The sequence below is a fragment of the Pseudomonas grimontii genome, from assembly GCF_007858185.1.
Taxonomy (GTDB): Bacteria; Pseudomonadota; Gammaproteobacteria; order Pseudomonadales; family Pseudomonadaceae; genus Aquipseudomonas; species Aquipseudomonas grimontii.
This window is the reverse complement of sequence record NZ_VFES01000003.1, coordinates 80352-103460: the sequence shown is the minus strand read 5'-3', so window position 1 is coordinate 103460 and position 23109 is coordinate 80352. Positions and strand designations below refer to the sequence as shown.

The window sequence follows — 23109 nt, the reverse complement described above, 5'->3', positions numbered from 1 at the left end:
GCGTTTCCATTGCGCATAAAAAACCGCAGATTCTACTTTGCCTGACGAAGATTCCGTACATGGGTACGTATTGTCGTAGGCGCCGTAAGAAACTGCGGTTTTTTGGTGCTTTATAAATCAGGGACGCTTGCGGTTACTGATCAGCGTACCTACACCTGTATCGGTGAAGATTTCCAGCAGGATTGCATTCGGCACACGGCCATCCAGGATCAGCGAGCTGCCGACACCGCCTTGCACTGCTTCCAGCGCGCAACGGATTTTCGGCAACATGCCGCCGTAGATGGTGCCATCGGCAATCAGCTCGTCCACTTGTTGAGTGGTCAAGCCGGTCAGCACCTTGCCTTCCTTGTCCATCAGGCCGGCGATGTTGGTGAGCAGCATCAGCTTTTCAGCCTTCAATGCTTCGGCCACCTTACCGGCCACAAGGTCGGCGTTGATGTTGTAGGACTCACCGTTGGCACCCACGCCGATCGGCGCGATCACCGGGATGAAGTCACCCTTGACCAGCAGGTTCAGCAGGTCGGTGTTGATGCCGATCACTTCGCCCACCTGGCCGATGTCGATGATTTCCGGCTGGGTCATTTCCGGCGTCTGACGGGTAACGGTCAGTTTTTTCGCGCGGATCAGCTCGGCGTCCTTGCCGGTCAGGCCAATGGCGCTGCCGCCGTGACGGTTGATCAGGTTGACGATGTCTTTGTTCACCTGGCCGCCGAGGACCATCTCCACCACGTCCATGGTCTGCGCGTCAGTGACGCGCATGCCATCGATGAAGTGACTCTCGATCGACAAGCGCTTGAGCAGGTCGCCGATTTGCGGGCCGCCGCCGTGGACCACCACGGGGTTGATCCCCACGGCCTTCATCAACACGATGTCACGGGCAAAGCCGGTTTTCAGCTCGTCGCTTTCCATGGCATTGCCGCCGTATTTGATCACCAGCGTCTTGCCGACGTAGCGTCGAATGTAAGGCAACGCTTCGGACAGGACCTTGGCGGTGTTGGCAGCGGCTTCGCGTTCGAGGGTCATTCAGGGCTCCGGTAAAAATCAGAACGGTAATTGGAGATCAGGGGCAACACGTTTCAACTGGGCGTGGAACACGTCCTTGATGCGCTGCAACTCAGCCTCGGTATCCGCCTCGAAACGCAGCACCAGCACCGGTGTGGTGTTGGACGCGCGAACCAGGCCCCAGCCTTTGGCGTAATCGACTCGCACACCATCAATGGTGGTCAGGTTGGCGCCTTCACCCCATTGCGCATCGTGCAGTGCGTCAATGATGCTGAATTTGCTCTCCTCGGTCACATGGATATTGATCTCTGGCGTAGAAATATCATTCGGGAAGGTCTGAAACAGCTCCTCGGCGGTGGATTTTTCCTTGCTGAGGATCTCCAGCAGACGGGCGGCGCTGTAAATGCCGTCGTCAAACCCGAACCAGCGCTCCTTGAAGAATACGTGGCCGCTCATTTCGCCGGCCAACAGGGCGCCGGTTTCCTTCATTTTCTTTTTGATCAACGAGTGACCGGTCTTCCACATTAGTGGGCGACCGCCGTATTCCTTGATCAACGGGGTGAGGCGGCGGGTGCATTTCACGTCGAAAATGATCTCGGCACCAGGGTTGCGCGCTACCACATCGCGGGCAAACAGCATCAGCAGGCGGTCCGGGAACACGATCTCGCCGGTTTCGGTCACCACGCCCACGCGGTCGCCGTCACCGTCGAAGGCCAGGCCGACGTCAGCGCCGGTTTCCTTGACCTTGGCAATCAGGTCCACCAGGTTTTCTGGCTTGCCCGGGTCCGGGTGGTGGTTGGGGAAGTTGCCATCGACCTCGCAGAACAGCGGGATCACTTCGCAGTTCAGGGCTTCGAGCAGCTGCGGGGCGATTACGCCGGCCGCGCCGTTGCCGCAGTCCACTACCACTTTGAGACGTCGTGCGAGTTTGACGTCGCGGGTGATTTCGTCAGAGTAGCGCGGCAGGATGTCAACTTTGGTGATGCTGCCTTGGCCGCTCGTCAGGTCGTTGGTCTTCAGGCGGGTGTGCAGGGCCTGGATCTGTTCGTTGGCGAGGGTGTCGCCGGCGATGACAATCTTGAAGCCGTTGTAGTCCGATGGGTTATGGCTGCCGGTCAGCATCACCCCGGACTTGCCGGCCAGTACGTTGGCGGCGTAGTACAGCGCAGGGGTGGGCACCAGGCCTACGTCGCTGACATGGCAGCCGCTGTCGGCCAGGCCCTGGATCAGTTGTTCCACCAGTTCCGGACCGGACAGGCGACCGTCACGGCCGACCGAAACGTTCGGCTCGCCCTGGGCCAGGCTCTGGGAGCCAATGGCGCGGCCAATCCAGTAGGCGGTCTCGGCGGTCAGGGTCTTGGGCACTACGCCACGAATGTCATAGGCGCGAAAGATGCTGTCGGGGAATGTCGGGGCTACTCGGGCTGCGGTACTCATCGCGGGGGGAAACTCCATCTCAAGGGGGCAAGGCTGGCCTTAATGTGGCTGACCGGCAGGCTCAAACTGAAGGGTATGACGGTGTTTTCGGCAGAGAGTTCGTGGTGCAAAAGTGCCATCGGAGCTTGGCTCCTGTCTTTTTGTCTGCGTAATGCGTTGATTTCAATGGGGAAATCTCGCTGATAAAGTCCGCGCATTCTTCATCCTGAAAAGCCTTGCGGGGGCGTTGAGCCGGGCAAAAGCGCCCGGCCAGGCTCAGCGTAGTCAGTGACTGCCGGAATGCCCAAAACCGCCTGCGCCGCGTTGGGTTTCATCGAAATCCTGCACCAGTTCGAAGTGCGCCTGCACCACCGGCACCAGTACAAGCTGGGCAATGCGCTCGCCGACAACGATGTTGAACGCCGTCTGGCCACGGTTCCAGCATGACACCATCAGTTCGCCTTGGTAGTCCGAGTCGATCAGGCCTACCAGGTTGCCCAGCACGATGCCGTGTTTGTGGCCCAGGCCGGAGCGCGGCAGGATCAGCGCCGCCAAGCCTGGGTCGCCGACGTAGATCGACAGACCGGTAGGGATCAGGAGGGTCTGGCCCGGCTCAAGGACGGTGTCTTGCTTGAGCATGGCGCGCAGGTCCAGGCCGGCGGAACCTGGGGTGGCGTAGGCCGGCAGCGGGAATTCGGTGCCGATGCGGGGGTCGAGGATCTTGGCTTGCAAAGCGTGCATGGAAATTAAACCTGGTTCAGCCGTTGGGCGATAAAAGAGATCAGTTGGCGGGCAATCTTGCCTTTGCTGGTCTGGGCGAAAAGGGTGGCGTGCAGCTCGCGGTCGATCACGCTGCAGGCGTTTTCCTCGCTGTTGAAGCCGATGCTCGGGTTGGCGACATCATTGGCAACGATCAGGTCGAGGTTTTTGTCTTTCAGTTTGCGTGCGGCGTAGTCCAGCAGGTGCTCGGTCTCGGCGGCAAAGCCGACGCTGAAGGGGCGGTCCGGACGCGTGGCGATGGTTGCCAGAATGTCCGGGTTGCGCACCATTTGCAGGAGCAGGCCGTCGCCACTCGTAGGGTCTTTCTTGAGCTTTTGCGGGGCGACGACTTCCGGGCGGTAGTCTGCAACCGCTGCCGAAGCGATAAACAGGTCACACGGGATGGCAGCCTCACAGGCCGCCAGCATGTCCCGGGCGCTGACTACGTCGATGCGCGTGACGCGATCGGGGGTCGGCAAGTGCACCGGGCCGGTGATCAGGGTAACGCGTGCGCCGGCCTCGACCGCAGCTTCCGCCAAGGCAAAGCCCATTTTTCCTGAGCTATGGTTGGTGATGTAGCGCACAGGGTCGATGTTTTCCTGGGTCGGGCCCGCCGTAATCAGCACGTGCCTGCCGGTCAGGGCCAAGTGCTGGAAACACTCGGCGGCGCACAGCGCCAGGTCGGTGGCTTCGAGCATGCGGCCCATGCCGACATCGCCGCAGGCCTGGCTGCCGGAGGCCGGGCCGAACACCTTGAGGCCACGGCTTTGCAGGAGTTGGGTGTTCGCCTGGGTCGCCGGGTCGCGCCACATGGCCTGGTTCATGGCCGGGGCGATGGCGACGGTGGCATCGGTGGCCAGTACCAAGGTGGTCAGCAGGTCATCGGCAATACCTTGCGCCAGGCGCGCGATCAGGTCGGCGGTGGCAGGAGCGATCAGCACCAGGTCGGCCCACTTGGCCAGCTCGATATGACCCATGGCGGCTTCGGCTGCCGGGTCCAGCAGGTCCAGATGAACCGGGTGTCCGGACAAGGCCTGCATGGTCAGCGGGGTGATGAACTCACTGCCGCCGCGGGTCATGACCACGCGCACTTCGGCGCCCTGGTCGAGAAGCCTGCGGACCAGCTCTGCGCTCTTGTAGGCGGCAATGCCGCCGCCGACGCCGAGAACGATGCGTTTCCGATACAGACGCTGCATTGGTTTGCCTTTCCAGTTCAGTGAAGCCAGTTCAGTGACGCCTGCGATGCCCCCTCCCCAGGTGAAATCGCACGCAAAAAAGAGGGCCTACGATAACACAGCGTCCGTTCCGCAACAGCGGCGCACATGCACAGGGAGGTGGGATGAGTATTCGTGATTGGCCGGCGGCAGAGCGGCCGCGAGAGAAGCTTTTGGAGTGGGGCGCGGCGAGTCTGTCCGATGCTGAATTGCTGGCGATCTTCCTGCGCACCGGGGTAACCGGCAGGAGCGCGGTGGACCTTGCGCGCCATCTGCTGGCGCAATTTGGCGGTCTGCGCCCGCTGCTGGAAGCCAGCCAGGCGTTGTTCAGCCAGCAATTGGGCTTGGGGCCGGCGAAGTTTGCGCAGTTGCAGGCGGTGCTGGAAATGTCCCGGCGCCATATGGCCGAGCGCCTGCGTTGCGATTCGGTGCTGGAAAACCCGGTGGCGGTGCGCGACTACCTCAAGGCGTTGTTGCGTCATGAGCCACACGAGATCTTCGGCTGCCTGTTTCTTGATTCAAAGCACCGGGTGTTGGGGTTCGAGGCGTTGTCCCAAGGAACCATCGACGCGGCCGTGGTTTACCCCCGTCAAGTGGTCAAGCGTGCCCTGGCCTATAACGCCGCGGCGTTGATTCTGTGTCACAACCATCCTTCCGGGAACGCGGAGCCCAGCGCGGCTGATCGAAAATTGACCAAACTGCTGCAAAAGGCCCTGGAAGTGGTGGATGTGCGGGTACTGGATCACATCATCGTGGGGGACGGTGATCCGTTGTCGATGGCCGAATATGGCTGGATGTAAGCCCGCCCCCTGGGGGCGGGCCTGGTTCTCATGGTTTGACGCTGACCTTCGAGAAGTCCTGGCGCCCGAACGGGCTCACCTGATAGCCCTCGACGTTCTTGCGCGCCAGGGCGAACGCCGTCGGGTGCGCCAGCGGCAACCACAGCGCCTGTTGCTGGATCTGCGCCTGGGCCTGTTGATACAGCTTGCTGCGCACGCCTTGTTCGCTGGTGGTCTTGCCGGCGCTGATCAGCTTGTCCAGCGCCGGATCACAGTAGCGGGCGAAGTTGGTGCCGGATTTAACCGCCGCGCAGGAAAACTGCGGGGTCAGGAAGTTATCCGGGTCGCCGTTGTCGCCTGCCCAGCCCATGAACAGCAGGTCGTGTTCACCCGCTTTGGCGCGGCGAATCAGCTCACCCCATTCGATCACGCGGATATCGGCCTGGATGCCAATCTTGGCCAAGTCCGCCTGCAGCAGTTGTGCGCCGAGGTTCGGGTTAGGGTTCAGCAGGCTGCCGGTGGGGCGCGTCCAGAGGGTGGTCTTGAAGCCGTCCTTGAGGCCGGCGCGGTCCAGCAAGGCCTTGGCCTTGGCGAGGTCCTGGGGATAACCCGGCAAGTCTTTGGCGTAGCTCCAGGTATTCGGCGGGTAAGGGCCGTTGGCGGCTTCGGCGGTGCCTTCAAACACGGCCTTGAGGTAGCTGCCCTTGTCGAAGGCGAGGTTGATTGCCTGGCGCACCTCGGGCTTGTCCAGTGGCGGGTGCTGGCTGTTGATGGCCACGAATGCGGTCATGAACGCTGCGGTTTTTTCCACCTTGAGTGCTGGGTCCTTTTCGGCCTCGCCCACATCCAGGGGCTTGGGCGACAGGGCGATCTGGCATTCATCGCGGTGCAGTTTCTGCAGGCGCACGTTCGCGTCCGGGGTAATGGCGAATATCAAGTTATCCACAGCCGGTTTGCCGGCGAAGTAGTCCGGGTTGGCCTTGTAGCGCACCACGGCATCTTTCTGGAAGCGGCTGAAGATGAACGGCCCGGTGCCGATCGGTTGGCTGTTGAGCTTCTCTGGCGTGCCGGCCTTGAGCAGTTTGTCGGCGTATTCCGCCGGATAGATCGAGGCAAAGCCCATGCTCAGGGCCGCGAGGAAGGTGGAGTCGGCGTGATCGAGGGTAAAGCGCACGGTCAGCGGGTCGAGGGCATCGATCTTCTTGACCAGGGCTGGCAATTGCAGGGACTGGGCGTGGGGGAAGCCGCTCTGGGCGATCTTATGCCACGGGTTGGCCGGGTCGAGCATGCGTTCGAAACTGAAGCGCACGTCTTCGGCGGTCAGGGTGCGGCTTGGGGTGAAATACTCGGTGCGATGGAATTTCACGTCCGGGTGCAGCTTGAAGGTATAGGTCAGGCCATCCGGCGAGACGTCCCAGCTGTCCGCCAGGCTCGGCACCAGTTTGCCGCTGGCTGCGTCGTAATCCACCAGGCGGTTCATCAGCACATCGGCCGAGGCGTTGGTGGTGGTCAGCGAGTTGTACTGCACCACATCGAACCCTTCGGGGCTGGCCTCGGTGCAGACGCTCAAATTGCTGGCGGCAGAGGCCAGCGGCGCGATAAATAGAGGGGCTAGCAATAGCGGTAGGGCAGCGAGGCGCATGTTCGGTTTCCTTTGCAGATCGAAGGCCCATCTGCGAGTGCAGTCTGGAAAAGCCCTACCGTAGTGGTCTGATTGATAAATGACTAGCCCATTTTTGCCTGTGCTTTTGCCTCAAATGCTGTTTTGATGGCACCCCAGCGCGTTTCGCTGTGCGCTTTACGGCGCGCGCGAGCGCTGTAAATCATTCTGTGCGACGAGCGGTCGGCTGTTACAGCGGCCCCTCCTGGCAACGGTTCGGGCGTCTGTCGCCGAGATTTACGCCGGTAAAAATACACGGGCTGTTGTTGCACATGGGTCTTTCTGGTATAAAGCAGCGCTCTTTTCTAGGGGCCCGGTTCCTTCGCTTGTAGGTGTAGCCGGTAAGACCCTAAAGAAACGCGGCGCCTGGCGCCAAATGACTGAGAGATTAAGCGGCCAACCCATGCCGGGTTGGGCATGTGGTTTTAGAGGGCTGAGGCATGTCGAGAGTCTGTCAAGTTACCGGTAAGGGTCCGGTGACTGGGAATAACATTTCCCACGCAAATAACAAAACCCGTCGTCGTTTCCTGCCGAACCTGCAGCATCACCGCTTCTGGGTTGAAGAAGAGAAACGTTTTGTTCGCCTGCGTGTATCTGCCAAAGGCATGCGCATCATCGACAAGCGTGGCATCACTGTCGTGCTGGCCGAAATCCGTGCCGCTGGCAAGATCTAAGGAGCTCTATCATGCGTGAATTGATTCGAATGATCTCTAGCGCCGGTACTGGTCACTTCTACACTACCGACAAGAACAAGCGTACTACCCCGGACAAGCTCGAAAAGAAAATGTTCGACCCGCGCGTTCGCAAGCACGTGATCTACAAAGAAGGCAAAATCAAGTAATTGATTTTCTTCCTTGTGAAAAAAAGCCCGTATCTCACGATACGGGCTTTTTTTTGCCTGGGATTTGTTGATCAGGCTTTCTGCTCGAACACCACGTAGATCTTGCGGCACGGCTCCAGCACTTCCCAAGTGCCGCTGAAACCGGCGGGGATCACGAAGCGGTCGCCGGCACGCAAGGTCTTGGCGTTACCCTCGCCATCGCGTAGCACCGAAACCCCCTGCACGATCTCGCAATACTCATGCTCGCTGTAGTTGATCTTCCATTGCCCGACGTCACCTTCCCAGACCCCGGCGCTCATCTGGCCGCATGGGCTGTTGTAATGGTTGTACACCGTTTGTTCGGGATCGCCCTTGAGGATTTTTTCGGCGGCAGGGCGGTAGCGGTCTGGGGCGGTGTTGGCTTGGCTGAAGTCGACGATGTCCTGGATGCTCATGTGCGTGTCCCGTCTGGCCTGGGGTTGGAGAGCCCAAAGTCTATGTTTATTAAAATGAACATCGCAAGGGCGTTTACCGGCGTTATGTCAAATATATTGAAACATCCCCGGCCGCTGGTTTAGGGTGGCAGCTGCCTTTGAGCCGAACAGCTGGCTGGCGGGCAAGCATTCTTTGAGGCTGCCGGGGGACATCGCCTGGCCCTTGTATTCAATAAGAGGAGGACACTCGCATGACCACCCTGACCCGTGCCGACTGGGAACAACGCGCCAAGGATTTGAAGATCGAAGGCCGCGCCTACATCAATGGCGAATATACCGCTGCTGTTTCCGGTGACACCTTCGAATGCATCAGCCCGGTCGATGGCCGCCTGCTCACCAGCGTGGCCAGTTGTGACGCCGCCGACGCCCAGCGCGCTGTGGAAAACGCCCGCGCCACCTTCAATTCCGGTGTCTGGTCGCGCCTGGCGCCGGCCAAACGCAAAGCCACCATGATCCGTTTCGCCGCGCTGCTCAAGGCCAATGCCGAAGAGCTGGCGCTGCTCGAAACCCTGGACATGGGCAAGCCGATCAGCGATTCCCTGAACATTGACGTGCCCGGCGCGGCAAATGCCCTGAGCTGGAGCGGCGAGGCAATCGACAAGATCTACGACGAAGTCGCTGCCACCCCGCACGATCAGTTGGGTCTGGTGACCCGCGAGCCGGTCGGCGTTGTGGGGGCCATCGTGCCGTGGAACTTCCCGCTGATGATGGCCTGCTGGAAGCTCGGCCCGGCGCTGTCGACCGGTAACTCGGTGATCCTCAAGCCGTCCGAAAAATCCCCGCTCACCGCTATCCGCATCGCGGCCCTGGCCGTTGAAGCCGGTATTCCCAAAGGCGTGTTCAACGTGCTGCCGGGCTACGGCCACACCGTCGGCAACGCGCTGGCGCTGCACATGGACGTCGATACGCTGGTGTTCACCGGTTCGACCAAGATCGCCAAGCAACTGTTGATCCGCTCCGGCGAATCGAACATGAAGCGCGTATGGCTGGAAGCCGGCGGCAAGAGCCCGAACATCGTGTTTGCCGATGCTCCGGACTTGCAAGCCGCCGCCGCGTCCGCCGCCAGCGCCATCGCCTTCAACCAGGGCGAAGTCTGCACCGCCGGTTCGCGCCTGCTGGTGGAGCGTTCGATCAAGGACACATTCCTGCCGCTGGTGATCGAGGCCCTCAAGGGCTGGAAACCCGGCAATCCACTGGATCCGGCGACCAACGTCGGTGCGTTGGTGGACACCCAGCAGATGAACACCGTGCTGTCGTACATCGAGGCGGGGCACGCCGACGGCGCCAAGTTGGTAGCGGGCGGCAAGCGCATCCTGGAAGAGACGGGCGGCACCTACGTCGAGCCGACGATTTTCGACGGTGTGACCAACGCCATGAGAATCGCCCAGGAAGAAATCTTCGGCCCGGTGCTGTCGGTGATCACCTTTGACGGCGCCGAAGAAGCGATCAAGATCGCCAACGACACCCAATATGGCCTTGCCGCTGCGGTGTGGACGTCGGACATTTCCAAGGCGCACCTCACCGCCAAGGCCCTGCGTGCCGGTAGTGTGTGGGTTAACCAATACGACGGCGGCGACATGACCGCACCGTTTGGCGGCTTCAAGCAGTCGGGTAATGGTCGCGACAAGTCGCTGCATGCATTCGACAAGTACACCGAGCTGAAGGCGACCTGGATCAAGCTGTAAGCAACACTGCAGCCAAATGTGGGAGGGGGCTTGCCCCCGATAGCAGTGTGTCAGGCACTAACAGTGCTCAATGATCCACCGCAATCGGGGGCAAGCCCCCTCCCACACTGTTTTGTGTGAACCCATAATTATCCACAGGAGCGTGGTAATGCGTTGGGCGACCTATTTCGCCGTCCTGGCCTCGGTACTCAGTGTCGGCCTGGCCCTGGGCGTCAGCATGCCGTTGGTATCCCTGCGCCTTGAGGGCTGGGGCTACGGCAGTTTCGCTATTGGCGTAATGGCCGCCATGCCCGCCTTCGGCGTATTGCTTGGCGCCAAGGTCTCCAGCCGGTTGGCCGCCTGGCTCGGTACCGCCAACCTGATGCGCTTGTGCCTGTGGGGCGGCGCGGTGTCCATCGGGTTGCTGGCAATTCTGCCCAGCTACCCGATATGGCTGGTGTTGCGCCTGATGATCGGGGTGATCCTGACCATCGTGTTTATCCTCGGCGAAAGTTGGATCAACCAGTTGGTGGTGGAGCAGTGGCGCGGCCGTCTGGTGGCGCTGTATGGCTGCAGTTATGCCTTGAGCCAGCTCTCGGGGCCCTTGCTGCTGGGCGTGATCGGTACCGACCATGACTATGGTTTCTGGGTCGGTGTTGGCCTGCTGGTGCTGGCTCCGCTGGCATTGCTGGGCCGCTCCGGTGCGCCGAGTGCCGAATCGTTCAGCGTGACCTTCGCGGACTTGTGGCGTTTCTGCCTGAGCCTGCCGGCGATTGCCTGGGCGGTGGCGCTGTTCGCCGCGTTTGAGGCGATGATCCTGACGCTGCTGCCGGTGTATTGCCTGCAGCAGGGTTTCACTGCCGAAATTGCCTTGGCGATGGTCAGCACGGTGGTGGTCGGCGATGCGTTGCTGCAACTGCCCATCGGTGCGCTGGCGGATTACCTGCCGCGGCGCACCTTATTCCTGAGTTGCGCGCTGTTGTTGCTGGCGTCGAGCCTGGCCGTTCCGTTGCTGATGCACACGCTGCTGATCTGGCCACTATGGGTGCTGTTCGGCGCCAGTGCTGGCGGGTTGTTCACGTTGTCGCTGATTCTGATCGGCGAGCGTTATCGTGACGATGCGCTGGTGCGTGCCAACGCCCACATCGCGCAGTTGTGGGGCATCGGTTGCCTGATCGGCCCGCTGGTGGCCGGCGCGGGTAGCCAGTGGATCAGTGGGCATGCGCTGCCGTTGCTGATGGCGGTCGGGGCATTGGGTTTGGTGGTGCTGTTGCTGCGCCAAGGCGCATTTGGTGCTGCTCAGCCGGCTTGATCCTCACTGTTCTTAGAGCATGCGCTCAAGGCCGACCGAGGTGGCGAACCAGGCATTGAATCGCCGCCACCAGCTGCCTGGCTCACGGCTCAGGGTGTGCAGTTGGCCGTTGTCCTCGGTCACCCACACTATCTGGCCGTCCTGTAATTTCGCTTCGTAACTCAACGCTGGCGCCATGCCTTGCAGCGCCAGGTTGCGCACGTGTTCCGCCAGTTCGGGACTGTCCACCAGTACGCCGACTTCGGTGTTCCACAGCACGGAGCGCGGGTCGAAATTGAAAGAGCCCACAAACGATTTTTGCCGATCAAAGATCATCGCCTTGCTGTGCAGGCTCGAGTCCGAACCGCGGAACGTGCCTCGCCGAAACAGGTGCGGGCCGCTACCGCCACCGTCACCCGGTTGGCGGCGCAGTTCGTAGAGTTTTACCCCGTGCTCCAGCAAAGCCTTGCGGTACGGTGCATAGCCGCCATGCACCGCCGGAACGTCGGTGGCTTCCAGGGAGTTGGTCAGCAGGCTCACCGACACGCCCGCATCGGCGCGGCCGGTGAGGTACACCAGCCCAGGTTGCCCTGGCACAAAGTACGCCGAGATCATGATCAGCTCACGGTTAACGCCTTCCAGCTCCGGGGCCAGTTGCGTGGTCAGCAGCAGGTGCGGGTCCGGGTCGGCCCTGGCCAGCACCTTGCTCGGCGCGTCCCACAGTGCCTGGTTCCAGGCCCAAATCAGTTCGCGGCGCCAGATGTCCATGCGTGGCTGGGTCTGGTAGGTGCGCAAGCGCGCATACAGCGCGTGCTTTTGCTGGCGCGACTCGGCCAGCGATGCTTCCAGGCTCAGGCGCGCGGCGGCCAGGTCACCTTTGGAGGGCGTATTGGAGACAAAGTCGTCAATGGGTTTGCTCAGGGCGCTGTTCCAGTACTGATCGAAACTGTGCCCGAGTTGCTCGGCTACCGGCCCGACGCTGAGCATGTCGATATCGGTGAAGTTCAGGTTGGGCTCGGCATCGAAATACTCATCCCCCAGGTTGCGCCCACCGACGATAGCCACGCTGTTGTCCGCCAGCCACAGCTTGTTGTGCATGCGCCGGTGTTGCAGCGACAGGTTGAACAGGCGGCCCATGGCGCGCGTCACCCCGGTGCTGCGCCCCAGGTGCAGGGGGTTGAACAGGCGAATCTCGATCTTGGGGTGGGCGGCGAGGGTGGCGATGATCTGGTCGAGGCCGTCGCTGGTGGTGTCGTCCAGCAGGATGCGCACGCGCACGCCACGGTCGGCGGCCTTGAGCAGTTCATCCACCAGCATCCGCGTGCTGATGCCGTCGTGGACGATGTAGTACTGCAGGTCAAGGCTGCTCTGGGCGTTGCGGATCAGCTCGGCGCGGGCCATGAAGGCTTCGCTGCTGTTGGGCAGCAGGCGGAAACCTGAACGGCCCTGGTAAGGCGCGGCCTGGGCCTGGATCGAGCGGCCGAACGACGACTGGGCGGCCGGCAGGGCATCGCTGGGTATGCGCGGGGTACTCACCGTGGCGCAGCCGCTCAAGGCCAGGGCTCCCAACAGGAAAAACGGTAAAAGCCGTCGAATCATCAAGGGAGTCGTTTCCAGGTCAGGGCGGTTGTCGACATATGACGGCGATTTCTCGCGAAAGGTCAGTCCACCACTTCGGCCAGCATCTTGATCGCGGCAGCGCCGACCTTGCGCACAGCCTCTTCAATCTGCGCGGTTGGCTTGGCAGCGTAGTTCATGCGCAGGCAGTTCCGGTACTTGCCCGAAGCAGAAAAGATGCTTCCCACAGCCACCTGTACGCCTTGTTCCACCAGCACGCGGTTGAGCTTGAGGGTGTCGAAGCCTTCCGGCAGTTCTATCCACAGCATGAAACTGCCTTGGGGGCGGCTGGCGCGTGTGCCGGCGGGGAAATAGCGGCTGACCCAGTCGAGCATCAGGTCGCGATTACGCTGGTATTGTGTGCGCATCCGTCGCAAATGCGGCTCGAAATGACCGCCTTTGAGAAACTCGGCAATTGCGATCTGCGGCTGCGTGGCGGTGGAGCCGGTGCTGATGTACTTCATGTGCAGTACCCGCTCCAGGTACCGGCCCGGAGCGACCCAGCCAATGCGCAGGCCCGGCGCCAGGGTCTTGGAGAACGAGCTGCACAGCAGCACGCGACCGTCTTCGTCGAAGGACTTAATCGTACGAGGGCGTGGGTAGCTGTAGGCCAGTTCGCCATACACATCGTCTTCGATGATCGCTACATCATAGCGCTGGGCCAGGGTCAGCAATGCGCGTTTGCGCGCTTCCGGCATGATGTAGCCCAGCGGGTTATTGCAGTTGGGGGTCAGCTGGATGACCTTGATCGGCCACTGTTCCAGCGCCAGTTCCAGGGCTTCGAGGCTGATGCCGGTGATCGGGTCGGTGGGGATTTCCAGGGCTTTCATGCCCAAGCCCTTGAGGGTCTGCATGGCGCCGTGGAAGCTGGGCGAGTCCACCGCAACGATGTCGCCGGGCGCGCAGATGGCGTGGATGCTGGCGGACAGCGCCTCGTGGCAGCCAGTGGTAATCACGATGTCCTCGGCCGTCAGTTGGCAGCCGGAATCCAGTGACAGCCGGGCGATTTGCTCGCGCAGTTCCATACAGCCGAGGATATTGTCGTAATACAGCCCCGGTAGATCCTGGCGCCGGCTGACGCGGGCCAGGCTGCGCAGCAGGGGCTTGAGGGTGGGTGACAATACATCCGGCATGCCGCGTCCCATCTGTATGACGTCTTTGCGCGGAACGGCGCGAATCAGCTCCAGCACCAGATCCCATTGGGAGATTTCCACCGGGCGCTGGGCCGGGCGGCCGACCTCGGGCAGTGCCGGCAGCTCCCGACCCACCGGTACAAAGTAGCCGGACTTGGGCTTGGGCATCGCCAGGCCATTGTCTTCCAGCAACCGATACGCCTGCTGCACGGTGCTCAGGCTGACCCCGTGCTCCACACTCAAGGCGCGTACGGACGGCAGCCGATCTCCGGGGCGATAGAAACCCTGTTCGATGCGTGTGCCCAGTAATTCGGCGAGGTTGACGTAAAGCGTCATGGCGGTCGCTCCCAGGGGACCAGTACAGATAGGGGAAAAATACAGGATTCAGCCGCGTAAAGGCAGTGTCTGTATGGATTTAATAAAGGTGGGTTGAATCTGTAATGGTTTTGCCTTCTGGCCCATTCTAGCCACTCATGGCAACAAGCAAATGAGGGGCAGCAAAATGAACGGCATGAGCGATGTGCGGCTGATGTTACACAGTCAGGAACTGCAGGCTGGGCAAGAGCGGGCGACGTCGCCGCGCGAGATCAGCCGCTGGAGCCTGTTCTGGCACCGCCGCCATACGCGCAAGGCCTTGCTGCACTTGACCCGCGAGCAATTGCGCGACGTTGGGTTGACCCCAGAGCAAGCACGCCAGGAAGGCCTGAAACCCTTCTGGCGTGATTGATCAGACCAGCTCTTTGAGGCGGTGCCAGAGCATTCCCAAGGCCAGCAGCGGCGAGCGCAGGTGCTTGCCGCCGGGGAAGGTGATGTGCGGCACCTGGGCGAACAAATCGAAACGTCCCTGCTGCTGGCCACTGATGGCTTCGGCCAGCAGCTTGCCCGCCAGGTGCGTGGCGTTGAGGCCATGGCCTGCGTAGGCCTGGGCGTAATACACGTTGGGCTGATCCGCCAAGCGGCCGATCTGCGGCAGGCGGTTGGCGCCGATGCCGATCATGCCGCCCCATTGGTAATCGATCTTCACGTCGGCCAGCTGTGGGAACACCTGCAGCATCTTTGGCCGCATGTAGGCGCCGATGTCCTTGGGGTCGCGTCCGGAGTAGTGGCAGGCGCCGCCGAATAACAGACGGCGGTCGGCGGACAACCGGAAGTAATCCACCGTCACGCGCTGGTCACACACCGCCATGTTCTGCGGTAGCAGGTTGGCAGCTTGCGCTTCGCTCAACGGTTCGGTGGCGATGATGTAGCTGCCGGCGGGCAGCACCTTGCCGCTCAATTGCGGATTCAGTCCATTGAGATAGGCATTGCACGCCAGTACCAGGGTCTTGGCGCGCACCGTGCCTTGGGCGGTGTGCACCTTGACCTCGGGGCCGTAGTCGATGCGCGTGACGTCGGACTGTTCGAACAGCTGCACACCCAATTGCCGCGCGGCGGCGGCTTCGCCGAGAGCCAGGTTCAACGGATGCAGGTGGCCCGACCCCATGTCGATCATGCCGCCCACATAGCGGTCGGAGCCGATGACGCTGCCCATTTCGCTCGCTTGCAGCAGGCGCACTTGGTGGCGATAGCCCAGGCTGCGCAGTTCTTCGGCGTCTTCGGCCAGGCCTTGCAGGTCGCGAGGTTTATTGGCCAGGTCGCAGTAGCCCCAGGTCAGGTCGCAGGGGATCTGGTAGCGCTCGACGCGTTCACGCACGATCTCCACGGCTTCCAGGCCCATCAGCTTCATCTGGCGCACGCCATCGGTGCCGATCACGTTGGCGAACTGCTCCAGGCCATGACCGACACCGCGAATCAACTGGCCGCCATTGCGCCCGCTGGCGCCCCAGGCGATCTTGCGCGCTTCCAGCAACACCACGCTGAAACCGCGCTCAGCCAGCTCCAGGGCCGTGTTGAGCCCGGAGAAACCGCCGCCGATCACGCACACATCGGCGCTCACTTCGCCTGTCAGCGCAGGGTAATCGGGTTGCGGTACGCTGCTGGCGGCGTAGTAGGAAGCGGTGTGCCGGGCGCTGGCAGTCATGGGAGCATCCCTGTTTGGAAAATTTGACGCAGGATACAGCGGTCGGACGAAGCTGTCTGCGCAGGGCGTTTTGCTTCAGAATCCACCTCTATTCGCCGTTCGGTACGTGTTTCGATGAGTTGCAACAGTCAGAAAATCAGCGCGCTACGCCGTCAGATTCCTTCGTTCGAGTGCGTCCCCGGCTGCCACGACTGCTGTGGGCCGGTCACCACTTCGCCGGAGGAAATGTCGCGCCTGCCACGCAAGACCGCTGCCGAGCAGGACGCGGCGATGGACGAGCTGAACTGCGTGCACCTGGGCCCCAACGGCTGCACCGTGTATGACGAGCGGCCGCTGATCTGTCGGCTGTTCGGCACCACCAAGACCTTGCCATGCCCCAATGGGCGGGGGCCCGTAGAGCTGATTCACCCTCGGGTGGAGAAGCAGATCCATGAGTACATGGCGAGCACCCGGCAAGTGCTGGTCTAACAGATATACGGGATCAGTCAGTCCGGGATCGGCAGGTTAAGGCTCTCTTTCACCTCTTCCATCACGATATAGCTCTTCGATTCCCGCACATGGGGCAGCTTGAGCAAGATGTCGCCGAGTAATTTGCGGTACGAGGCCATCTCGGAAATCCGCGCTTTCACCAGGTAGTCGAAGTCACCCGACACCAGGTGGCACTCCAGCACATGAGGCAGTTTCAACACGGCGCGGCGGAACTCTTCAAAGGTGTCGCCGGATTTGTAATCGAGGCTGATCTCGACAAATACCAGCAAACTTCCCTTCAAGTGCTGGGGATTGAGCCGTGCGTTGTAGCCCATGATGATCCCCTCGCGCTCCAGCCGCCGTACCCGCTCGGTACACGGCGTGGTGGAGAGCCCGACCTTTTCCCCCAGCTCGGTGAACGAGATTCGCCCGTCGGTTTGCAGGATGCGCAGGATGTTGCGGTCGATCTTGTCCAGCTCCCGCTTGGTCTGGGTGTTGGTACGCATAGGGGATACGCCTCTGTGAAAAGGGTTTTTGCCGAGAATTGTCGCCAAATATAGGCATTTATATAGTGAAATGCACTGGCGATTGCTTTTTATACTGCGCCCATCATTGCTCGAATAACACACGTCAGCGGCTAAGCCCGCGATGAGGATATAAAAATGCGCGTTCTGGTCTTGGGTAGCGGCGTCATTGGTGTGACCAGTGCCTACTATTTGGCGCGGGCCGGCTTTGAAGTGGTAGTGGTCGACCGTCAGCCCGCTGCCGCCATGGAAACCAGTTTCGCCAACGCAGGCCAAGTCTCTCCAGGCTACGCTTCGCCATGGGCCGCGCCGGGCGTACCGCTCAAGGCCATCAAGTGGTTGCTGCAACGCCACGCACCGCTGGCGATCAAGGCCACGGCGGATATTGACCAATACCTGTGGATGGCGCAGATGCTGCGCAACTGCACCGCCAGCCGTTATGCGGTGAACAAGGAGCGCATGGTGCGCCTGTCCGAGTACAGCCGTGACTGCCTCGACGAATTGCGCGCCGAAACCGGCATCGCCTACGAAGGCCGCAGCCTCGGCACGACCCAACTGTTCCGCACCCAGGCGCAACTCGATGGCGCCGCCAAAGATATTGCCGTGTTGAAAGAGTCCGGCGTGCCGTTCGAACTGCTCGACCGCGCCGGTATCGCCCGTGTTGAGCCGGCCCTGGCAAGTGTCACCGATATCCTCGCCGGGGCCCTGCGCCTGCCCAATGACCAGACCGGCGACTGCCAGATGTTCACCACCCGCTTGGCCGACATGTGTAAGCAACTGGGCGTGGAGTTCCGCTTCGAACAGGACATCCAACGGCTCGACTACGCGGGCGAGCGCGTCAACGGCGTGTGGATCGACGGCAAGCTGGAAACCGCCGACCGCTACGTACTGGCCCTTGGCAGTTATTCGCCGAAGCTGCTCAAGCCGCTGGGGATCAAGGCACCGGTGTACCCGCTCAAGGGCTACTCGCTGACCGTGCCGATCACCAACTCGGCGATGGCGCCGACGTCGACCATTCTCGACGAGACCTACAAGGTCGCCATCACCCGTTTCGACAACCGCATCCGCGTCGGCGGCATGGCTGAAATAGCCGGTTTTGACCTGTCGCTTAACCCGCGCCGGCGTGAAACCCTGGAGATGATCGTCAACGACCTTTATCCTCAAGGCGGCGATCTGGCCGAAGCCACTTTCTGGACCGGCCTGCGTCCGACCACACCCGACGGCACGCCGATTGTCGGTGCCACGCCGTTCAAGAACCTGTTCCTGAACACCGGCCATGGCACCCTCGGTTGGACCATGGCGTGCGGCTCCGGTCGTTTGCTGGCCGACCTGATGGCGAAGAAAACGCCCCAGATCAGCGCCGAAGGCCTCGATATTTCCCGTTATGGCAACCACCAGGAGTCTGCAAAACATGTCAATCCAGCGCCAGCTCACCAATGAGCGCATGAGCCAGATCGTTGTTCACAGCGGTACCGTGTATCTGGCCGGGCAAGTCGGCGACGACATGAGCGCCGGGATCGAACAGCAGACCCGTGAAACCCTGGTCAATATCGAGCGTTTGCTGGACCTGGCCGGCACCGACAAAACCAAGCTGCTGTCGGTGACGATCTACCTGAAAGACATCGACGCCGATTTCGCCGGTATGAACGCGGTGTGGGACACGTGGCTGCCCAAGGGCGTTGCCCCGGCCCGCGCTACGGTTGAAGCCAAGCTGTGCGAACCGGAAATCCTGGTAGAGCTGTCCGTCGTGGCCGCGCTGCCTTAAACAACGATCCCTCTCCCGGTGCCGAAGCTGTTGGCCGGTGCCGGTTTTTTCTTCACTTTGCCGCCTAGAAGCCTGCCGCCATGCGTCCTGCCCGTGCCCTGATCGACCTCCAAGCCCTGCGCCACAACTACCAATTGGCCCGTGAAGTCACGGGGGCCAAGGCCCTCGCCGTGGTCAAGGCTGATGCCTATGGCCATGGTGCCGTGCGCGTAGCCCAGGCGCTGGAAGCCGAAGCCGATGGGTTTGCCGTGGCGTGCATCGAAGAAGCGTTGGAATTGCGCGCCGCCGGCATTCGCGCGCCGGTGCTGCTGCTGGAAGGGTTTTTCGAAGCTGACGAGCTGCCGCTGATCGTCGAGCATGATTTCTGGTGCGTGGTGCATTCGCTGTGGCAACTGGAGGCCATTGAACAGGCCAGCCTGCTCAAGCCGCTGACCATCTGGCTCAAGCTGGATTCGGGGATGCACCGCGTTGGCCTGCACCCCAAGGATTACCACCAGGCTTACCAGCGCCTGCTGGCCAGCGGCAAAGTCGCGAAGATTGTGTTGATGAGCCATTTTGCCCGCGCCGATGAACTCGATTGCGTCAGCAGCAATGAGCAAGTGGCGGTGTTTGATGCGGCGCGCCAAGGTCTGGTGGCTGAGGTCAGCCTGCGCAACTCGCCGTCGGTGCTGGGCTGGCCGAGCGTGTCGAGCGACTGGGTGCGTCCGGGCATCATGCTGTATGGCGCCACACCGTTTGGTGAGGACCAGGCCTTGGCCGCGCGTCTGCAGCCGGTGATGACCCTGGAATCGAAAGTCATCTGCGTGCGTGAACTGCCGGCCGGCGAGCCGGTAGGCTACGGCGCCCGGTTCATCACGCCTAAACCGATGCGTATCGGCGTGGTTGCCATGGGTTATGCCGACGGCTACCCGCGCCACGCGCCCACCGGTACGCCGGTGCTGGTAGCGGGGCAGCGCAGCCAATTGCTGGGTCGTGTGTCCATGGACATGCTGTGCATCGATCTGACGGACGTCCCTGAGGCGGGTCTTGGTTCCACAGTGGAGCTGTGGGGCAAAAACATCCTGGCCAGTGACGTCGCCGTCGCCGCCGAAACCATCCCGTACCAGATCTTCTGCAACCTGCGTCGTGTGCCAAGGCTCTATTCCGGCGCTTGACCGCCAGGTACGAACACAGCTCCCTGGGATTTAGGTCCAAGTGTTGTAAATACTGAACGCTGTCGCCATGATAACGCTCAATTACAACAAAGCCTGAATCCTAGGAGGCTCCCGCATTGGGCGTCGGCGAACGACTGCAATCCATCCGTAAGCTGAAGGGTCTTTCCCAGCGTGAGCTCGCCAAGCGCGCGGGTGTCACCAACAGCACCATTTCGATGATCGAAAAAAACAGTGTCAGCCCCTCGATCAGTTCCTTGCGCAAGGTGCTGGGCGGCATCCCCATGTCCATGGTCGAGTTCTTTTCCGAGGAGATCCTCCAGGAAATACCGACGCAGATCGTCTATAAAGCCAATGAGCTGATCGACATCTCTGACGGCGCCGTCACCATGAAACTGGTGGGTCGTGCTCATCCGAGCCGCGCGATCGCATTTCTCAACGAGATCTACCCGCCGGGCGCCGATACTGGCGAGGAAATGCTCACCCACGAAGGCGAGGAAACCGGGATTCTGGTGGAAGGCCGGTTGGAGTTGGTGGTCGGTCTTGAAACTTTTGTGCTCGAAGCCGGCGATAGCTACTACTTTGAAAGCACCAAGCCCCATCGTTTTCGTAATCCGTTCGACGTGCCGGCGCGACTAATCAGCGCAGCCACACCCGCGAACTTTTAACAAAAGAGGCGTCCTGCCAGCGTTGCAGAGGCACCCGAGCAGCATTCCGCGAGACTGAATCTCCCTTTGTTTAATAGGGTTGTTTCGGCCAGACGGGCTAACCGTTATACTTTCGCCGCCTGCGAAACCGTGGCCGCAGGCGTGAATAGCCACCATTGAGGGTGAACGCGTGAATCTAATTATGAAAATGCTGGCTGCACCAGCAACCGTACTGGCCCTATGGGCTGTCAGCGCTCAAGCTGCGACCAATGATGACATTGCCAAGCGCCTGGAGCCTGTGGGCCAGGTGTGCGTCCAGGGGCAGGAATGCAAGGGGATGGAAGTCGCTGTGGCAGCGGGCGGCGGCGGCGGAGCGAAAACGCCAGATGAAGTGATCGCCAAACACTGCAACGCGTGCCACGGCACCGGCCTGTTGAACGCGCCGAAAATTGGCGACACCGCGGCCTGGAAAGAGCGCGCCGACCACCAGGGCGGCCTCGATGGCATCCTGGCCAAGGCAATCACCGGTATCAACGCCATGCCGCCAAAAGGCACCTGTGCTGATTGCTCGGATGATGAGCTTAAAGGTGCAATCAAGAAGATGTCCGGCCTGTAACCGTCGATCTTCGCCAAAAACGCCGCTTACGAGCGGCTTTTTTGTGACCGTAATTTGTGTTTCGAGGCTGTTCTTTGCAGCAAAGACCCGCCACTCTCTGTCCAACCCCTAATCATGGAATGTTCAGGAGGGTCGGATGGTGCAGTTGTGTTCAATCGAGCAAGCAGTTGACGACGTACTCGCGCGGCTACCGGCGCATATCCACATGGGCATGCCTCTGGGGCTGGGCAAGCCCAACCTCTTCGCCAATGCGTTGTACCGGCGTATCGCCAAGCTGCCGGAGCGGGCGCTGACGATTTACACCGCGTTGAGCCTGGGTCGCCCGGCCTTGGGCGATGGCTTGCAGAAGCGCTTTCTCGAACCCTTTATCGAGCGGGTGTTTGGTGATTACCCAGAGTTGGAGTTTCTCGCCGCGCTGCACTCAGACAGCCTGCCGAAGAATATCCATGTGCAGCAGTTCTTCATGCAGCCTGGCAGTCTGCTGCACAGCACGTCGGCCCAGCAGGACTATGTCAGCAGCAACTACAGCCACGCCGCCCGCGACATCAACGCCGCTGGCCTGAACCTGGTGGCGCAGTTGGTCGCGAGCAGCGCCGAGCACCCGGATCGCCTGAGCTTGAGCTGCAACCCCGATATCACCCTCGACTTGCTGCCGATGATCGCCAAGCGCCGTGACGCGGGCGAAACTGTTTTGATCGTTGGTCAGGTTCACACCGATTTGCCCTACATGCCGGGCGATTCCGAGTTGGGCATGGATGCGTTCGACTACCTGATCGATGCCAAGGACAGCACCACGTTGTTCTCCACGCCGAACATGCCGGTGGGGTTCCAGGACCATTTCATCGGCCTGCATGCCAGCACCCTGGTGCGTGATGGGGGCACCTTGCAGATCGGCATCGGCTCCATGGGCGATGCGCTGACCGCCGCGTTGTTGGCGCGCCAGGCCGACAACGAAGCCTACCGACTGCTGCTGACGGACATTGATGTATACCAGTGGGCCCCGCTGATCAGCCGTGAAGGCGGTGTCGATCCCTTCGCCCGTGGCCTCTACGGTTGCAGCGAAATGTTCGTCAACGGCCTGCTGGTGCTGGCGGATGCAGGGATTATCCGGCGCAAGGTCTACCCGGATGTGGCGACTCAGGAACAAGCCAACGCCGGTTTGCTGGACGATGCGGCGCAGCCCGACGGCGTTTCGATCCACGGCGGTTTCTTCCTGGGGCCGCGCAGTTTCTACCAGCGCTTGCAGGAGATGACCCATACCAAGCGCATGCAATTCAACATGACCCGCATCAGCTACATCAACGAGCTGTACGGCCAGGAAGAACTCAAGCGCTTGCAACGCCAGGACGCGCGGTTCATCAACAGCGCGATCACGGTGACATTGCTGGGCGCAGGCGTGGCCGACCAGTTGGAGGACGGCCGCGTGCTCAGCGGCGTGGGTGGGCAATACAACTTCGTCGCCCAGGGCCACGCGCTCGAAGGTGCGCGCTCCATCCTGATTTTGCGCAGCTGGCGCGAGGCAGCGGGGGAGGTCAGTTCCAATATCGTCTGGGAGTATGGGCATTGCACCATTCCCCGGCACCTGCGGGACATCGTCATCACCGAGTACGGCATTGCCGACCTGCGCGGGCAGACCGATGCCAAGGTGATCGAGGCGTTGCTCAACATTACCGACTCACGCTTCCAGGCCGACTTGATCGAGCAGGCGCAAAAGGCCGGCAAGTTGCCCAAGGATTTCCTGCTCGATCCGCGCTTCAGCGACAACACGCCGGAGCGCCTCCTAGGTATCCAGGCCCGGCATCGGCGGCTGTTCCCGGAGTATCCGCTGGGTAGCGATTTCACGGATGAAGAGCGGGATCTGTTGCGCGCATTGAACTGGCTCAAGAGCAAATTCAAGCTGACGGAGATTCTGGAGCTGGGCAAGGCGGCGCTGGATGCACCTGAGCCGGAGGCGTTTCCAGAGCATTTGAGGCGGATGCGGTTGGATAAACCGGAGGGGCTGAAAGAGGACTTGTACCAGCGCCTGCTGCTCGCCGGCCTGCAGGCCACCGCGTACTAACAGACAACGC

22 protein-coding genes and 1 pseudogene are annotated in these 23109 nt (G+C 61.3%); 13 read left to right on the top strand and 10 right to left on the bottom strand.

Annotation, left to right across the window (positions count from 1 at the left end; translation table 11 throughout):
* Positions 1-117: 117 nt before the first annotated feature.
* The 4 genes and pseudogenes from argB to coaBC all read right to left on the bottom strand — a co-directional run bounded on the left by argB (position 118) and on the right by coaBC (position 4373).
* Positions 118-1023, bottom strand: a complete 906-nt coding sequence (gene argB, locus FIV39_RS07120; protein WP_015886532.1) for an acetylglutamate kinase — start codon at positions 1021-1023, stop codon at positions 118-120.
* A gap of 18 nt (positions 1024-1041) precedes the next feature.
* Positions 1042-2448 (bottom strand): annotated as a pseudogene (locus tag FIV39_RS07115) (phosphomannomutase/phosphoglucomutase); the annotation flags it as partial.
* 255 nt (positions 2449-2703) lie between these two features.
* Positions 2704-3159: a dUTP diphosphatase gene (dut, locus tag FIV39_RS07105; protein ID WP_053127661.1), complete on the bottom strand. Its 456-nt coding sequence runs from the start codon at positions 3157-3159 to the stop codon at positions 2704-2706.
* Between the two features lie 5 nt (positions 3160-3164).
* Positions 3165-4373, bottom strand: coding sequence for a bifunctional phosphopantothenoylcysteine decarboxylase/phosphopantothenate--cysteine ligase CoaBC (gene coaBC / locus FIV39_RS07100; protein WP_027608291.1), 1209 nt, complete (start codon positions 4371-4373; stop codon positions 3165-3167).
* A gap of 143 nt (positions 4374-4516) precedes the next feature.
* Between coaBC and radC the strand changes: the two genes are divergently transcribed.
* The gene (gene radC, locus FIV39_RS07095; protein WP_090401441.1) at positions 4517-5191 is read left to right on the top strand and encodes a RadC family protein; all 675 of its coding nucleotides are present in this window, start codon (positions 4517-4519) and stop codon (positions 5189-5191) included.
* A gap of 28 nt (positions 5192-5219) precedes the next feature.
* Here radC and FIV39_RS07090 read toward each other — a convergent pair whose 3' ends face one another.
* Complete coding sequence (locus tag FIV39_RS07090) at positions 5220-6812, bottom strand: ABC transporter substrate-binding protein (RefSeq protein WP_090401442.1); 1593 nt, start codon at positions 6810-6812, stop codon at positions 5220-5222.
* Between the two features lie 458 nt (positions 6813-7270).
* Between FIV39_RS07090 and rpmB the strand changes: the two genes are divergently transcribed.
* Positions 7271-7504 (top strand): 50S ribosomal protein L28, encoded by a 234-nt coding sequence (gene rpmB, locus FIV39_RS07085; protein WP_003176907.1) that lies wholly within the window; start codon positions 7271-7273, stop codon positions 7502-7504.
* Between the two features lie 11 nt (positions 7505-7515).
* Positions 7516-7671, top strand: a complete 156-nt coding sequence (gene rpmG, locus FIV39_RS07080; protein ID WP_003176906.1) for a 50S ribosomal protein L33 — start codon at positions 7516-7518, stop codon at positions 7669-7671.
* 71 nt (positions 7672-7742) lie between these two features.
* On the opposite strand, the gene FIV39_RS07075 is transcribed toward rpmG, so the two are convergent.
* A complete protein-coding gene (locus FIV39_RS07075; protein ID WP_090401443.1) occupies positions 7743-8105 on the bottom strand; it encodes a cupin domain-containing protein in 363 nt (120 codons plus the stop codon).
* A gap of 230 nt (positions 8106-8335) precedes the next feature.
* Between FIV39_RS07075 and FIV39_RS07070 the strand changes: the two genes are divergently transcribed.
* Complete coding sequence (locus FIV39_RS07070) at positions 8336-9829, top strand: aldehyde dehydrogenase (protein WP_090401444.1); 1494 nt, start codon at positions 8336-8338, stop codon at positions 9827-9829.
* 148 nt (positions 9830-9977) lie between these two features.
* Positions 9978-11120 (top strand): MFS transporter, encoded by a 1143-nt coding sequence (locus FIV39_RS07065; RefSeq protein WP_090401445.1) that lies wholly within the window; start codon positions 9978-9980, stop codon positions 11118-11120.
* A gap of 12 nt (positions 11121-11132) precedes the next feature.
* On the opposite strand, the gene FIV39_RS07060 is transcribed toward FIV39_RS07065, so the two are convergent.
* Entirely contained in the window at positions 11133-12698 is a 1566-nt protein-coding gene (locus FIV39_RS07060) for a phospholipase D family protein (RefSeq protein WP_090401446.1), read from the bottom strand.
* A gap of 62 nt (positions 12699-12760) precedes the next feature.
* Complete coding sequence (locus FIV39_RS07055) at positions 12761-14185, bottom strand: aminotransferase-like domain-containing protein (RefSeq protein ID WP_090401447.1); 1425 nt, start codon at positions 14183-14185, stop codon at positions 12761-12763.
* A 166-nt stretch (positions 14186-14351) separates the two neighbouring features.
* Between FIV39_RS07055 and FIV39_RS07050 the strand changes: the two genes are divergently transcribed.
* Positions 14352-14576 carry a DUF1127 domain-containing protein gene (locus FIV39_RS07050; protein WP_024078086.1) on the top strand — a complete coding sequence of 75 codons (225 nt, stop codon included), beginning with the start codon at positions 14352-14354 and terminating at the stop codon, positions 14574-14576.
* On the opposite strand, the gene FIV39_RS07045 is transcribed toward FIV39_RS07050, so the two are convergent.
* On the bottom strand, positions 14577-15869 hold the full coding sequence (locus tag FIV39_RS07045) for an NAD(P)/FAD-dependent oxidoreductase (RefSeq protein WP_090401448.1): 1293 nt from the start codon (positions 15867-15869) through the stop codon (positions 14577-14579).
* Positions 15870-15983: 114 nt separating this feature from the next.
* Between FIV39_RS07045 and FIV39_RS07040 the strand changes: the two genes are divergently transcribed.
* On the top strand, positions 15984-16337 hold the full coding sequence (locus tag FIV39_RS07040; protein WP_003176897.1) for a YkgJ family cysteine cluster protein: 354 nt from the start codon (positions 15984-15986) through the stop codon (positions 16335-16337).
* A gap of 17 nt (positions 16338-16354) precedes the next feature.
* Here the strand turns inward: FIV39_RS07040 and FIV39_RS07035 are convergent, their stop codons facing one another.
* Complete coding sequence (locus FIV39_RS07035) at positions 16355-16843, bottom strand: Lrp/AsnC ligand binding domain-containing protein (protein WP_003176896.1); 489 nt, start codon at positions 16841-16843, stop codon at positions 16355-16357.
* A 156-nt stretch (positions 16844-16999) separates the two neighbouring features.
* On the opposite strand from FIV39_RS07035, the gene dadA reads away from it, so the two are divergent.
* The 6 genes from dadA (at position 17000) to FIV39_RS07005 (ending at position 23099) form a co-directional block, all read left to right on the top strand.
* The gene (dadA, locus tag FIV39_RS07030) at positions 17000-18301 is read left to right on the top strand and encodes a D-amino acid dehydrogenase (RefSeq protein WP_090401449.1); all 1302 of its coding nucleotides are present in this window, start codon (positions 17000-17002) and stop codon (positions 18299-18301) included.
* On the top strand, positions 18273-18626 hold the full coding sequence (locus FIV39_RS07025) for a RidA family protein (protein WP_090401450.1): 354 nt from the start codon (positions 18273-18275) through the stop codon (positions 18624-18626). The genes dadA and FIV39_RS07025 overlap by 29 nt, the downstream gene beginning before the upstream one ends.
* Before the next feature lie 80 nt (positions 18627-18706).
* A complete protein-coding gene (gene alr / locus FIV39_RS07020; RefSeq protein ID WP_090401451.1) occupies positions 18707-19780 on the top strand; it encodes an alanine racemase in 1074 nt (357 codons plus the stop codon).
* Between the two features lie 116 nt (positions 19781-19896).
* Positions 19897-20445 (top strand): cupin domain-containing protein, encoded by a 549-nt coding sequence (locus FIV39_RS07015; RefSeq protein WP_090401452.1) that lies wholly within the window; start codon positions 19897-19899, stop codon positions 20443-20445.
* 181 nt (positions 20446-20626) lie between these two features.
* Positions 20627-21040, top strand: a complete 414-nt coding sequence (locus FIV39_RS07010) for a c-type cytochrome (protein ID WP_090401453.1) — start codon at positions 20627-20629, stop codon at positions 21038-21040.
* 136 nt (positions 21041-21176) lie between these two features.
* Positions 21177-23099 carry an acetyl-CoA hydrolase/transferase C-terminal domain-containing protein gene (locus FIV39_RS07005; protein ID WP_090401454.1) on the top strand — a complete coding sequence of 641 codons (1923 nt, stop codon included), beginning with the start codon at positions 21177-21179 and terminating at the stop codon, positions 23097-23099.
* Positions 23100-23109: the final 10 nt, after the last annotated feature.